This window comes from Streptomyces coryli, from assembly GCF_011044975.1.
Taxonomy (GTDB): domain Bacteria; phylum Actinomycetota; class Actinomycetes; order Streptomycetales; family Streptomycetaceae; genus Streptomyces; species Streptomyces coryli.
Genome location: NZ_JAAKZV010000059.1, coordinates 1 through 13806, shown reverse-complemented (window position 1 = coordinate 13806; position 13806 = coordinate 1). Strand labels below are relative to the sequence as shown.

General features: G+C 69.7%; 11 protein-coding genes and 1 tRNA gene. 7 read left to right on the top strand and 5 right to left on the bottom strand.

The window, feature by feature from the left end:
- The first annotated feature begins 23 nt into the window (after positions 1-23).
- Positions 24-1091: a phosphoribosylformylglycinamidine cyclo-ligase gene (gene purM / locus G5C51_RS15670; RefSeq protein WP_165237665.1), complete on the top strand. Its 1068-nt coding sequence runs from the start codon at positions 24-26 to the stop codon at positions 1089-1091.
- Positions 1092-1257: 166 nt separating this feature from the next.
- On the opposite strand, the gene G5C51_RS15665 is transcribed toward purM, so the two are convergent.
- Both G5C51_RS15665 and G5C51_RS15660 read right to left on the bottom strand, forming a co-directional pair.
- The gene (locus tag G5C51_RS15665; RefSeq protein WP_165237663.1) at positions 1258-1512 is read right to left on the bottom strand and encodes a DUF3073 domain-containing protein; all 255 of its coding nucleotides are present in this window, start codon (positions 1510-1512) and stop codon (positions 1258-1260) included.
- A gap of 326 nt (positions 1513-1838) precedes the next feature.
- Positions 1839-2945 carry a Glu/Leu/Phe/Val dehydrogenase gene (locus G5C51_RS15660; RefSeq protein WP_165237661.1) on the bottom strand — a complete coding sequence of 369 codons (1107 nt, stop codon included), beginning with the start codon at positions 2943-2945 and terminating at the stop codon, positions 1839-1841.
- A gap of 173 nt (positions 2946-3118) precedes the next feature.
- Here G5C51_RS15660 and G5C51_RS15655 point away from each other — a divergent pair, with 173 nt between their 5' ends.
- A complete protein-coding gene (locus tag G5C51_RS15655) occupies positions 3119-3988 on the top strand; it encodes a DUF8083 family protein (protein ID WP_165237659.1) in 870 nt (289 codons plus the stop codon).
- Between the two features lie 516 nt (positions 3989-4504).
- Positions 4505-4711 carry a developmental transcriptional regulator BldC gene (gene bldC, locus G5C51_RS15650; RefSeq protein ID WP_033321412.1) on the top strand — a complete coding sequence of 69 codons (207 nt, stop codon included), beginning with the start codon at positions 4505-4507 and terminating at the stop codon, positions 4709-4711.
- 407 nt (positions 4712-5118) lie between these two features.
- Here the strand turns inward: bldC and G5C51_RS15645 are convergent, their stop codons facing one another.
- The 3 genes from G5C51_RS15645 to hrpA all read right to left on the bottom strand — a co-directional run bounded on the left by G5C51_RS15645 (position 5119) and on the right by hrpA (position 9726).
- The gene (locus G5C51_RS15645) at positions 5119-5295 is read right to left on the bottom strand and encodes a DUF6274 family protein (protein ID WP_165237657.1); all 177 of its coding nucleotides are present in this window, start codon (positions 5293-5295) and stop codon (positions 5119-5121) included.
- 308 nt (positions 5296-5603) lie between these two features.
- Positions 5604-5678: transfer RNA gene (locus G5C51_RS15640), tRNA-Asp, on the bottom strand.
- A gap of 73 nt (positions 5679-5751) precedes the next feature.
- Complete coding sequence (gene hrpA / locus G5C51_RS15635; protein ID WP_165237655.1) at positions 5752-9726, bottom strand: ATP-dependent RNA helicase HrpA; 3975 nt, start codon at positions 9724-9726, stop codon at positions 5752-5754.
- A gap of 175 nt (positions 9727-9901) precedes the next feature.
- Between hrpA and G5C51_RS15630 the strand changes: the two genes are divergently transcribed.
- From G5C51_RS15630 to G5C51_RS15615, 4 genes are all read left to right on the top strand, one after another.
- Complete coding sequence (locus G5C51_RS15630) at positions 9902-10828, top strand: alpha/beta fold hydrolase (RefSeq protein ID WP_165237653.1); 927 nt, start codon at positions 9902-9904, stop codon at positions 10826-10828.
- A 55-nt stretch (positions 10829-10883) separates the two neighbouring features.
- Positions 10884-12059, top strand: coding sequence for a histidine kinase (locus G5C51_RS15625; RefSeq protein ID WP_165237651.1), 1176 nt, complete (start codon positions 10884-10886; stop codon positions 12057-12059).
- Positions 12056-12721 carry a response regulator gene (locus G5C51_RS15620; protein ID WP_165237649.1) on the top strand — a complete coding sequence of 222 codons (666 nt, stop codon included), beginning with the start codon at positions 12056-12058 and terminating at the stop codon, positions 12719-12721. Before G5C51_RS15625 ends, G5C51_RS15620 begins: the two co-directional genes overlap by 4 nt.
- A gap of 63 nt (positions 12722-12784) precedes the next feature.
- A partial coding sequence (locus G5C51_RS15615; protein WP_165237647.1) for an ABC-2 transporter permease occupies positions 12785-13806 on the top strand: 1022 nt, incomplete at its 3' end.

Genomic DNA, 13806 nt, shown 5'->3' with positions numbered 1-13806 from the left:
AGACGAAGAAGGATCAATCGTTCATGTCTGAGCACAGTGGTGCGAGCTATGCCGCCGCCGGAGTCGACATCGAGGCCGGGGACCGTGCCGTCGAGCTCATGAAGGAATGGGTGAAGAAGGCCCAGCGCCCCGAGGTCGTCGGCGGCCTCGGCGGCTTCGCCGGGCTCTTCGACGCCTCCGCGCTGAAGCGTTACGAGCGGCCGCTGCTGGCCTCGGCGACCGACGGCGTGGGCACCAAGGTGGCCATCGCGCAGAAGATGGACGTGCACGACACCATCGGGCACGACCTCGTCGGCATGGTCGTCGACGACCTCGTGGTCACCGGCGCCGAGCCGCTGTTCATGACGGATTACATTTGCGTTGGCAAGGTCGTTCCCGAGCGGGTGGCCGCGATCGTCAAGGGCATCGCCGAGGGCTGCGCGCTCGCCGGCTGCGCACTCGTCGGCGGCGAGACCGCCGAGCACCCGGGGCTGCTGGGCCCGGACGAGTACGACGTGGCGGGCGCGGGCACGGGCGTCGTCGAGGCCGACATGGTGCTCGGCGCCGATCGCATCCGTAAGGGTGACGCGGTCATCGCGATGGCCTCTTCCGGCCTTCACTCCAACGGGTATTCGCTGGTGCGGCACGTCTTCTTCGACCGGGCCGGCTGGGCGCTGGACCGCGAGGTGCCGGAGTTCGGCCGCACCCTCGGCGAGGAGCTGCTGGTCCCGACCCGGATCTACTCGCTGGACTGCCTGGCCCTGATCCGTACGGCCGAGGTGCACGGCTTCTCGCACATCACGGGCGGCGGGCTCGCGGCGAATCTGGCCCGGGTCATCCCGGACCACCTACACGCCGTCGTGGACCGCTCCACCTGGACGCCGGACCCGGTCTTCTCGACCGTCGGCGAGGTCGGCAAGGTCGCCCGCGAGGAGCTGGAGAAGACCCTGAACATGGGCGTCGGCATGATCGCCATGGTCCCGCCGGAGTCCGTGGACGTGGCGCTGACCGCGCTCGCGGACCGCGGCGTGGACGCCTGGGTGGCCGGCGAGGTCACCGACCGCGGCGAGCACGCCGAGGGGGCCGCGCTGACCGGGGACTATGCGAGTTGAGGACGCCGGGGTTGCCGCTCGCGGTCAGGTTGCCCGCAACCCCTTGCGCCGATGGGCCGCGGCCGCGCTCCCTCCGCCTTCGCTTCGGAGGCAAGGCAGCAAAAAGGGCCCGCCCGGGTGTCAGCCCGTGGCCAGGCTCCTATTTGCTACGACTTCGAGGCTGGAGTCAGCGACTCGAGGACGTCTTGTCCCCGTCCTCGTCCTCATCGTCGTCTACGTCGTCATACAGATCCGCGTAGCGCGAGTAAAGGTCGTCATCCTGCTCATCGTCTTCGCGCGGCTCGCCGTTTGTCGGCTGCTGCTCTTGCGAAGGCGATGCACCCAGCTCATTAGCCAGGCGGGAAAGGTCCGTCCCACCGCTGTTGTACTTCAGCTGGCGGGCGACCTTTGTCTGCTTGGCCTTGGCCCGGCCGCGCCCCATGGCTCGACCCCCTTATACGGCGGGGCTTCATGGCCCCAGAGTCTTGACACGCGTTCATGATTCAGAACGGGCTCTCGTTGCGAGAGACCGGTCCGTAGGGGTTCAACCGTACCTGCTTCTGCCGCCATCCGGTACGCCGCTCACAGCACGGGCCCCGTCAGCAGACCCCTCGGGACCGGTGTCCTTGCTGGTCAGAAGCCAATTCTATCGTCTGACGAGGCGCGACCCGCCGCGGGTCGTGACATGCGCAACTTTTGTTCACAGGGGAGACCGGAGACCCCTCTGGGGGTTGCCACTGCAAAGCCGGGCAACCCCCAGAGGACAGATCAGCGGCGGGCGTCCGCCATCCGCTGCTCGGCGATGCGGTCGGCCGCGACGGCCGGCGGGATGCCGTCCGCCTCGGCCCTGGTGAAGATCTCCAGCGTGGTGTCGAAGATCTTCGTCGCCTTGGCCTTGGCCCGGTCGAAGTCGAAGCCGTGCAGCTCGTCCGCGACCTGGATGACGCCGCCGGCGTTCACCACGTAGTCCGGCGCGTAGAGGATGCCGCGGTCGGCCAGGTCCTTCTCCACGCCCGGGTGGTCGAGCTGGTTGTTCGCGGCGCCGCAGACGACCTTGGCGGTCAGCGCCGGGACGGTCTCGTCGTTGAGCGCGCCGCCCAGGGCGCAGGGGGCGTAGATGTCGAGCGGCTCGCGGATGAGGGCGTCGGTGTCGAGCGCGACGGCCACCTTCGGGTGCGCCTGCTGTACGCGGTTGATCGACTCCTGGCGGACGTCGGTGATGATGACCTCGGCGCCGTCCTCGATCAGGTGGTCCACCAGGTAGTGGCCGACCTTGCCGACGCCGGCGACGCCGACCCGGCGGCCGGCCAGCGAGGGGCTGCCCCACAGGTGCTGCGCGGCGGCGCGCATGCCCTGGAAGACGCCGAAGGAAGTGAGGACGGAGGAGTCGCCCGCGCCGCCGTTCTCGGGGGAGCGGCCGGTGGTCCACTTGTTCTCGCGGGCGATGACGTCCATGTCGTGGACGTACGTGCCGACGTCGCAGGCGGTGACGTAGCGGCCGCCGAGGGAGGCGACGAAGCGGCCGTACGCGAGGAGCAGCTCCTCGCTCTTGATCTGCTCGGGGTCGCCGATGATCACGGCCTTGCCGCCGCCGTGGTCGAGACCGGCGAGCGCGTTCTTGTAGGACATGCCGCGGGACAGGTTGAGGGCGTCGCGCACGGCAGCGGCCTCGGGGTCGGCCTCGTCGGCGTAGGCGTGGAAGCGGGTGCCGCCGAGGGCCGGGCCCAGTGCGGTCGAGTGGATGGCGATGACGGCCTTCAGGCCGCTCTCGCGGTCCTGGCACAGCACGACCTGCTCGTGGCCCCCCTGGTCGGAGCGGAACAGGGTGTGCAGCACATCACCGTCGGTGGCTGCGGTGTGACGTACGTCGGTCACGGTGGTGACTCCGGATTGGTCGCGGTGACGCCCTCCTGTGGGTGGGGAGAGCCTGTCGATGCACAAGCGTAGGGCGCGCAGTGCTCGCCGGGCCCCAGGTGGGCTGGATCTCACAAGTGTGGGGGAGACTCGACTCCTGAGCGTGGCAGCGACATTAAGAGGTGGGAGCGCGCGTGGCTTCACAGGCGTCGTCGTTGGTGGTCCCGTACGCGGCGTATCTGCGGGTGTACGAACCGCTTGCGGCATTCCCGGAGCCGGAGCGGGGCCATTGGCGCCGCTACGCCGCCCGTAAGCGGCGGCCCGGTGCCCAGGACGAACTCCGCCGCTCGCTGCGCGACTTGCTCGCCGTACCGCCGGTCCCGGTGCCGCCGCAGGAGTCCGCGGAGGCCTTCATCGCCGAGGTCGACGGCGTCACCTGCGTCTGCCCCTGGCGGACCCGGCTGCGCGGCTGGCTGGCGCTGCAGGAGCTGGAGCGCGAGCTGCCGGCCCCGGTGCTGGAGCTGGCGCTGCCCAAGGTCGTACGGGAGCAGGCGCGCGGCGACTACGAGCGCTGGCGGGAGGCGAACCCGGACGCCCGGCCGTGGATCCGTGGCGCGGTGTGGACGGTGCCGGTGCGCTGGTTCGTGCTCTTCAGCGACGACGAGCGCGAGTACGAGCCGGGGGCGCCCGAGCCCTTCCTGCGCTACCGGACGCCGATGGCGCAGGCCCGCCGCCGGGTGGCGCGGGCGCTGCGGGCGCTGCGGGAGGCCGGGTCGAACACCGACCCGGACGACGACGAGTCGCCGCACCTGCCCTTGATCGAGGGGCTTACGGACGTGGGCCGGTGGCTCGAGGAGTTCCACCCGCGCTCGCTCGTGGAGCTGGACTACGGCGGGCTCGCGCATGTGCTGTCGAAGGAGTGGCTGGCGGAGGACCGGTCGGCGGCGGATGTCGCCGAGGGGATGCAGGCGCTGCGCGACGGGGACGCCGAGCGGGCCGGGCTCGCGTACGAGCGGCTGACGGAGCGGTGGACCTCGGTGCGGGACCGGCAGTTCGCGAGCTAGATCGCGAACCGTTCGCGAGCTAGTGCGATTCCTCGATCTGGACTATGGTCCTCCGGATGTGTCCGTTAGGTCGGGACGTAGGTCCTGATCCGGTCATTGTGCGCAACCGTGACGGACGGCACGTTTAAGGGCCTTGCGGTCATGCCCCGCTCTCGTGTCAAAATAGGACAAGGAGTCCGGAGGGGGCGTCCGCTATCCAACTTCGGGTGGATTGCCGGATATTGATCTCTCTGGGGGGCCTTGTGGCCACTGATGGCGCTGTGACTGATCGTCACGATGACGTGACTGTCCGTTATGGCACGGTCCATCGGCTTCCGCTGGGGTTGAACACCTCAGAGGGCAATTCCGTCGGTTTGAGCCACGCCGCTGGACAGATGGTGTAGTTGTAGTGCCGAGGACAAGCCGTTCGTCCTATAACCGACTCGTCCCGCGTCCCGCCATTTCGGGCAACGCGGGCCAAGGTGCAGAATTTAGAGGAAAGAACCGAGAACGTCGGTTCGTCCGAGGAGGCCGCTCATGACCGCTCGCACCCCTGATGCCGAGCCGCTGCTGACCCCTGCTGAGGTTGCCACGATGTTCCGCGTCGACCCGAAGACGGTCACGCGCTGGGCAAAGGCCGGCAAGCTCACGTCGATCCGCACGCTCGGCGGGCACCGCCGCTACCGCGAGGCCGAGGTCCGCGCGCTGCTGGCGGGCATCCCGCAGCAGCGTACCGAGGCCTGAGGGCCCGCAAATATGGGCATATCCGGGACCCCCATCCCGTAGCCCGCACAAGCACCACTGGCGACGTGCTGCGTCGCAGATCGCGCTGGACTCCGCCGGGTCCAGCGCGATTTTCTTTTGCCTGCGTACGGGCCTGTTGGGGCCTGGTGTGCGGGGGCGGGGCGCGTCCTCGGGCTCCCGCCGGGGCCGTAACCCATGGGTCCGATGGGACTCATGGGGCGCCTCAACGTTGAGGTGCAATTGCACATATCAAATTGAGCGGGCCTAAGTGGGGTCTAAAGTTCCCCATTTCAGAACCGCTTTGGTGACTCCCGTCACGCTGCAGCACTGTTGCCGCTCAAGGCAGCGCTGCGGTAGTGGGAATCTGCCGTTCCTGCTGATCACAGCCTTTCACCGTGGAGGGGGCCTCAAGCCTGGCTTTGGTCACTCGTCGGCGGGACCTTGGTCCCTTCCTGCGCCATGGCGAGGCGGAGCAGCTGATGGCAGATGGGGCAGTGCCGGGTCAGATGCCGGTACGAACTCGCCGCGGCCAGATGGGCACGCAGCAGCGCACGCGTCTCGTGCCGTTTCTGGGCCGCCGTCATATGCCCTGAGTAGCGGTCGCAATGCGGGGAGTCAAGATGGGCGACGAGAGGTCTGGACCGGGCGGGGTCGGGTCCAGGACAGGCAGAAGGCCCCGTCCCGGACACGCAGAAGGCCCGCCCCGGGGAACGGGGCGGGCCTTCACGCTGTGCGGTCCTGACGGGATTTACTGCGATCGATCGCGGCTGCGCCGCGGGCGCGGCCTCCGCCTTGACAGGGTGGCGGAGGGGGAGATGGGGCGGGAGAAGGGCGTGAAATGACTTCAGGCCCGCCCTCATGATCGAGGACAGGCCCGGCGCCAGCGATATTGCGGTCCTGACGGGATTTGAACCCGCGGCCTCCACCTTGACAGGGTGGCGAGCACTCCAAACTGCTCCACAGGACCTGGGAGCCGCGCCGCTGAGTGCGGCGTGCGAGAACAGACTGTACCCCAGGTCAAGGGGTGCGGTCGAACTCGACTACCTGGCGGGCGGTACCTGGGCGTCGATGGCCTTCACGATGCGCTTGTCCGAGACCGGGTACGCCGTGCCCAGCGCGTGCGCGAAGTAGCTGACCCGCAGCTCCTCGATCATCCAGCGGATGTCGCGCACCGCCTGCGGCACCGGGCGGCCCGGCGGCAGCTGCTCCAGCAGCCACGCGTACTCGTCCTGCATCTCGTGCACCTTCGCCATCCGAGCCGCGTCCCGCTGCGCGTTCGTCGGCAGCTGCGTCAGCCGGCGGTCGGCGGCGACCAGGTAGCGCATCAGGTCGGGCAGCCGGCGCACCCCGTGCTCGGTGACGAAGCCGGGCTTTATGAGCGCCGCCAGCTGCTCCCGTACGTCCGTCAGCGACGGCAGCAGCACCGGGCTCTTGATGCCCTTCAGCCGCCCCTCGCAGGAGTGCCAGGCGGCCAGCACCTCCTGGGTCTGGCGGATCGTCGCCATCGTGGCGTCGACGATGTCGGCCCGTACCGCGTCGAAGAGCTTCTTGAAGCTCTCCTCGTCCCAGGCGGGCCCGCCGTTGGCCGCGATCAGCCGGTCCGCCGCCGCGGTCGTGCAGTCCTCGAAGAGGGCCTGGACGCTGCCGTGGGGGGAGCGGGAGAGGGCGAGCTTCTGCTGGTTGCTCAACGTGTCGTTGGCGAACTTGGCGGGGTTGGAGGGCAGGTTCAGGAGGATCAGGCGGCGGGTGCCGCGCCACATCGCTTCGGCCTGCTCGGGCTCCGTGTCGTAGAGGCGTACGGCGACCGAGGTGCCCTCGTCGACCAGGGCCGGATACGCCTTGATCGGCTGGCCGCCGCGGCGGGTCTCGAAGGTGCGGGGGAGGGCGCCGATGGTCCAGGCCGTCAGGCCCGTGCGCTGCATGGGGGCGGCGGTCTGGCTGCCGTTCGCCTCCGGCTTCGTCGACGCCTGCTCGAAGGCCTTGTTGATCGCGGCCCGGGTCTTGGGCTTGAGCTTGATGCGGAGGGTCTCGAGGTCCTTCGCCTCCGCCAGCTTCTTGCGGCGCTCGTCGTGGACCCGGAAGGTGATCTTCAAGTGGTCAGGGACCTTCGCCCAGTCGAAGTCCTCCGGCGCGATCCGGACGCCGACCATGCGCTGCAGCTCCCGCGCCATCGCCGTCGTCAGCGGCTCCTGCAGCGGCACGGCCGCGTCGAGGAACCGTTTCGCGAAGTTCGGCGCCGGGACGTAATTCCGGCGGATCGGCTTCGGGAGGGAGCGGATCAGCTCCGTGACCACGTCCTCGCGCAGGCCCGGGATCTGCCACTCGAAGCCGTCGGAGGTCAGCTGGTTGAGGATCTGCAGCGGTACGTGGACGGTGACGCCGTCGGCGTCGGTGCCCGGCTCGAATTGGTACGTGACGCGGAGCTTGAGCTTTCCCTGGCGCCAGCTGTCCGGGTAGTCGTCCTTGGTGACGCCCTCGGCCCGCTCGTTGATCAGCATCGATTTCTCGAAGTTGAGCAGGTCGGGCTCGTCGCGCTGCTTCTTCTTCCACCAGGAGTCGAAGTGCGCGCCGGAGACGATGTCGGCCGGGATGCGCTGATCGTAGAAGTCGAAGAGGGCCTCGTCGTCGACCAGGATGTCGCGGCGGCGGGCGCGGTGCTCGAGCTCCTCGACCTCGGTGAGCAGCTTGCGGTTATCGGCGAAGAACTTGTGGTGGGTGCGCCAGTCACCCTCGACGAGGGCGTTGCGGATGAAGAGGTCGCGGGAGGTCTCCGGGTCGATGCGCCCGTAATTGACCTTGCGCTCGGTGACGATGGGGACGCCGTAGAGCGTGACGCGCTCCAGCGCCACCACCGCGGCGCGGTCCTTCTCCCAGTGCGGCTCGCTGTAGTTGCGCTTGACCAGGTGGCCGGCGAGCGGCTCGATCCAGTCCGGCTCGATCTTGGCGTTGACCCGGGCCCAGAGGCGCGAGGTCTCCACCAGCTCGGCGGACATCAGCCAGCGCGGGGTCTTCTTGAAGAGCGCGGAGCCGGGGAAGACGGCGAATTTGGCGCTGCGGGCGCCCACGTACTCGTTCTTCTCGGAGTCCTTCAGGCCGATGTGGGAGAGCAGGCCGGCGAGCAGCGACTGGTGGATGCGGTCGCCGTCGATCTCGTCCCGCGACTCGTTGAGCGTGATGTCCATCGACTTCGCGACCGTGCGCAGCTGGTGGAAGATGTCCTGCCACTCGCGGATGCGCAGGTAGTTGAGGAACTCGCGCTTGCACATGCGGCGGAAGGCGGACGAGGACAGCGCCTTCTGCTGGTCGCGGACGTAGCGCCAGAGATTCAGATACGTCAGGAAGTCGGACGTCTCGTCGCGGAAGCGGGCGTGCTGCTGGTCGGCCTGCTGCTGCTTCTCCGCCGGGCGCTCGCGCGGGTCCTGGATGGACAGGGCGGCGGCGATGACCATGACCTCGCGGATGACGCCGTTCTTCTCCGCCTCCAGGACCATGCGGGCCAGGCGCGGGTCGACCGGGAGCTGGGAGAGCTTGCGGCCGGTGGGGGTGAGGCGCTTCCGCGCGTCCTTCTGGTTCGTGTCGAGGGCGTGCAGCTCCTCCAGAAGCTGGACGCCGTCCTTGATGTTGCGCCGGTCCGGCGGGTCGATGAAGGGGAACTTCTCGATGTCGCCGAGCCCTGCCGCGGTCATCTGCAGGATGACGGAGGCGAGATTGGTGCGGAGGATCTCGGCGTCGGTGAATTCCGGGCGGGTGAGGAAGTCGTCCTCGCTGTACAGCCGGATGCAGATGCCGTCGGACGTACGGCCGCAGCGGCCCTTGCGCTGGTTGGCGCTGGCCTGGGAGATCGGCTCGATCGGGAGGCGCTGCACCTTGGTGCGGTGGCTGTAGCGGGAGATACGGGCGAAGCCGGGGTCGATGACGTAGCGGATGCCCGGGACGGTGAGGGACGTCTCGGCGACGTTCGTCGCCAGGACGATGCGGCGGCCGGAGTGGCGCTGGAAGACGCGGTGCTGCTCGGCGTGGCTCAGGCGGGCGTAGAGGGGGAGGATCTCGGTGTTTCTGAGTCTCTTCTTCTCCAGCGCGTCCGCCGTGTCGCGGATCTCGCGCTCGCCGGAGAGGAAGACCAGGATGTCGCCGTCGCCCTCGCGCTGCAGCTCCTGCGCCGCGTCGCAGATGGCGGTGACCTGGTCGCGGTCGTCGGCGTCCGAGTCGTCCTCGAGGAGCGGGCGGTAGCGCACCTCCACCGGGTACGTACGGCCGCTGACCTCGACGATCGGGGCGTCGCCGAAGTGCCGGGAGAAGCGCTCCGGGTCGATGGTCGCGGAGGTGATGATGACCTTGAGGTCGGGGCGCTTCGGGAGCAGCTGGGCGAGATAGCCGAGCAGAAAGTCGATGTTGAGGCTGCGTTCGTGGGCCTCGTCGATGATGATCGTGTCGTACTGGCGCAGCTCGCGGTCCGTCTGAATCTCGGCGAGCAGGATGCCGTCCGTCATCAGCTTGACCAGGGTGTCCTGGCTGACCTGGTCGGTGAAGCGGACCTTCCAGCCGACGGCCTCGCCGAGCGGGGTCTTCAGCTCCTCGGCGACGCGCTCGGCGACCGTGCGGGCGGCGATGCGGCGGGGCTGGGTGTGGCCGATGAGGCCGCGGACGCCGCGGCCGAGCTCCATGCAGATCTTGGGGATCTGGGTGGTCTTCCCGGAGCCGGTCTCGCCCGCGACGATCACGACCTGGTGGTCGCGGATCGCCTCGAGGATGTCGTCCTTCTTCTGGCTGACCGGGAGCTGTTCGGGATACGTGATCGCCGGGACGGCGGCCCGGCGGTGTTCGATTTTCAGCTCGGCCGCGTCTATGTCGTCCGCGATTTCCTTGAGCACGGCGGCGCGCGCCTCGGGTTTGCGGATGCGGCGGGCGCCTTCGAGGCGGCGGCCGATGCGCTGCTCGTCGCGGAGGGTGAGAGCGGCGAGGCGGGGGCCGAGGGCGGCGAAGGTCGGTTCGGCGGCGGCAGGAGGAGTGGACATACGTAGGCCAAGGATCTCACCTGCGGGTCGGGACGGGCGAATCATTTCGGCGCGCGACCGGGACAATGCCTGTCCCCCGTGAGAGCTACGCGCAGGTGTCCACCGTGCGGTGACGATTTCCGGGGCCGGTGATCCGTAATGTCCAGGTCCGACCGAGCACTCCCAGGAGGACCCCATGTTCCGCAACGCCAGGACGCCGGCTCTGATCGCGCTGTGCGCCGCCGTAGCCACCACCGCCGCGCTCACCGGCTGCGCGGAGAAGACGAAGGCCGGTGGTCTTGACACGGTCTCCGGAAGGTCGGCCTCCTCCGCGGAGCGGAAGCCCGCCACGTTCACCGGCGCCAAGAAGATCGACGTCAACGGGCTGAAGATCAATGTGTCCTGCTCCGGCAGCCCGCAGAAGGGCAAGCCGGTCGTCGTCCTGCTGCACGGCGGCGGCGACAACCTGAAGAAGTTCGCCGGCCTGCAGAAGACCCTCGGCGAGCGGGAGCGGGTCTGCTCCTACGACCGGCTCGGCGCGGGGGCCAGCGACAAGCCCGTAAAGAAGCAGACCCTCAACGACGCCGGGAAGGTGCTGACCGGGGTGATCGACCATGTCGCCGGCGACTCCGGGGCCGTCCTGGCCGGGCACTCGCTCGGCGGGCTGATCGCCGGCCGTTACGCGCCCGGGCACCAGGACAAGGTCAAGGGCGTGGTCCTGATGGACGCCACCTCCCCGACCCAGATTGCCGATCTCCACCGGGAGATCCCCGCGGACGCCACCGGCATGGCCGCTCAGCTCCGTGATGAGACCCTCGCCGTCTTCCGCGGCGCGGACCCCGAGAAGCTCGTGGTCCGCGACGCGAAGGTGCGCTCCGCCGGGGACATCCCGGTGCAGGTGATCCAGCACGGGGTGAAGTACCTGGAGCAGGTCCCTGAGTACGGGCCGGGCCTGGAGCAGGCGTGGGCCGACGGGCAGCGCAAGTGGCTCGCGCTCTCCGGGCGCAGCGCGCTGGGCACCGCCCAGAAGAGCGAGCACTACATCTACCTCGACCAGCCCGATGTCGCGGTCACGGCGATTCTGCAGGTCGCCGCGCAGGCCGCGGCGCAGGGCCAGGGCTAGGGGGCGTGCCACGGACCTCAACGGCCCCGTCCGGCACCGTAGTTACACTCCAGACGTGCTGAGCCTGCGGCGGGCCCCCGAGCTCTGGTCACGGATCGACGTCACGTTCCGGGACCTGCCGCTCGCCCTGCTCATCCTCGTAGCGGCGCTGCTGCCGGCCTCGCACACCCACGGGACCCAGCTCGGCGGCCTGCCGGGCCGCTCCTTCGACGCGGTGGCCGTGGTGGCGGTCGCCGCGCAGTGCCTCCCGCTGACGGTGCGCCGGCGGTGGCCGCTCGTCTGCCTCACCGTGGCGACGGCCGGCTTCGCCGTCGATCAGCTCCGCGGCTACCACTCGCTGGCCGGCACCGCGCTGGCCATCGCGCTGATGAGCGCGGGGGCGCATGTGGAGCGGCACCGGCGCGCCATCGCGGCCCTGTTCTCCGTCGCGTACGTGGGGCTCGCGATCGGGCTCGTCCAGGCCGGCGGGACCGAGGGGGTCAGCGAGTTCGTCCTGTATTACGGGGCGATGGCCCTGGTGTGGGGCATGGGTTCGTGGCTGCGCTCCACCCGGATCGCGGAGGCCGAGCACCGTATCCGGGTGGCCGAGCAGACCCGTACCGCTGAGCGCACCCGCATCGCGCGGGAGCTGCACGACGTCGTCACCCACCATGTGACGGCGATGGTCGTGCAGGCCGAGTCGGCGCGCTATCTGACCGCCGCGCCCGACCGGCTCGACCAGACCCTCACCGCCGTCACCGACACCGGCCGCCGGGCCATCACCGACCTGCGGCACCTGCTCGACCTGCTCAACCCCGACTACGGCGCCGGGTCCAGGACGCCGTCCGGCGGCCGGCTGCTCACGCTCGTCGAGCAGACGCGGCTGGCCGGGCAGCCGGTCACGTTCAGCGAGCAGGGCAGCCCGCCGGAGTCGACCGGCAGCGCCGATCTCGTGGCCTACCGTGTCGTGCAGGAGGCGCTGACGAACGCGCTCAAGTACGCCCACGGCAGCCGCACCGCGGTCGAGGTGCGGCACGGCGCGAGGGAGATCACGGTGGAGGTCAGCACGGAGGGCTTCGGCTCGCCGACCGACTTACCCGCAGGCGGCGGGCGGGGCCTGGAGGGGCTGCGGGAGCGGGTCGGTGTCCTGGGCGGCGACTTCCACGCGGGTCCCCGGCGCACCGGCGACGGCTTTGACGGCTTTGACTGCTTTGTCGTACGGGCCCGGATACCGGCCGGCAGACCGTCGTGAGTGCACCGGTCCGGGTCCTGATCTGCGACGACCAGGTGCTGGTCCGCACCGGCCTCGTCACCATCATCGGCGCCCAGCCCGACCTCGAGGTGGCGGGCGAGTGCGGCGACGGGCAGGCCGCCGTCGACCTCGCCGCCGAAGTGCGGCCGGATGTCGTGGTGATGGACGTACGGATGCCGGTGCTCGACGGCATCGAGGCCACCCGCAAGCTGGCCGGCGCCGGAGTGCGGCAGCCCGTGAAGGTGCTGGTGCTGACGACGTTCAACCTGGACGAGTACGTCTACGAATCGCTGCGCGCCGGGGCGAGCGGCTTCCTGCTCAAGGACGCGCCGGCGGCACAGCTGCTGCACGGGGTCCGCACGGTGGCCTCCGGTGCGGCCCTGCTCGACCCCGAGGTGACCCGCCGGCTCGTCGGCCGCTACGCCACCCGGATCCGGCCCACCGAGGGCGAGGGCGGCCCGGACGGCATCCCGCTGACGCCGCGCGAGCTGGAGGTGCTGCGGCTCATCGCGGACGGGCTGTCCAACAGCGAGATCGCCGGTGTCCTGGTGCTCAGCCAGGAGACCGTCAAGACCTTCGTCTCCCGCATCCTCACCAAGCTCGGCCTGCGTGACCGCGTCCAGGCCGTCGTCTACGCCTACCGGCGGGGGCTGGTGAACTGAGGGCTCGGGCCGCGCCCGGGAGGCGGTGCTTCTCACCGTTCTGTCCTGATTTAAGCTCGCAGGGTGACTGAGCAGCACCACCCCCACCGCCGCGAGCCCACCCTCGGCAGCCGCTGGGAGCACTTCCGGCACTCGCCCTTCTTCGCCGCGGTGGTGCTGGTGCTGCTGCTCGCCGCGGGTGCCGGGCTCTTCGCCGGCTCGTATACGGCGGCGATGGCGAACCCGACGCCGCACCGCATCCCCGCCGCGGTCGTCGGCACCCCGGAGTCGGAGCCGAAGGCGCAGGCGTTCACCGAGGGCCTGGAGAAGGCGCTGAACGCGTCGCTCGACCTCAAGCACTACGACTCGTACGCCGCCGCCGAGGACGCCGTCGAGCAGCAGCAGGTCTTCGCGATCATGGAGGTGAAGCCGGGCGGCTCGGTCCGCTTCGACCTCGCGAGCGCGACGGGGGCGTCGGTGGCGCGGGTGCTGACGCAGACGGTGCCGAAGGTGGGGGCGGCGGTGGATGTGCCGGTGCAGGTACGGGACATCAAGCCGATGCAGTCCGGGGATCCGCAGGGGCTCGCGCTCTTCTACATCTCCCTCGCCGCGGTGATCATCGGCTTCATGGGCGCGATCCAGCTGAGCGTGCACGCGCGGACGCTGCAGCCGGCGGAGCGGATCGTCTTCACGGCGGCGTACGCGCTGCTGGGTGGCTTCGCGATCTACGCGGTGGTGGATCTGCTGCTGGGGGTGGTGGAGCTGCCCTTCCCGCAGTCGTGGCTGATTCTGGCGCTGACGATGTTCACGTCCGGGATGGTCTTCACGATGTTCAATACCCTCTTCGGGCGCTGGGCGATCATCCCGACCTGGGTCCTGATGGTCCTGGTCGGCAACCCGTCCTCGGGCGGCGCGGTCTCCTGGCCGCTACTCCCTTCCCCGCTGGGCGAGATCGGCCGCTGGCTGCCACCGGGGGCGTCGGTGAACGCGCAGCACACGGCGGTGTACTTCGCGGGTCATCAGCACGTCTTCCCGTACGTGGTGCTGGCGGTGTGGGCGGTGGTGGCGACGACGGTGTTCTGGGTGTGGCGGCATCGGCACCCGGG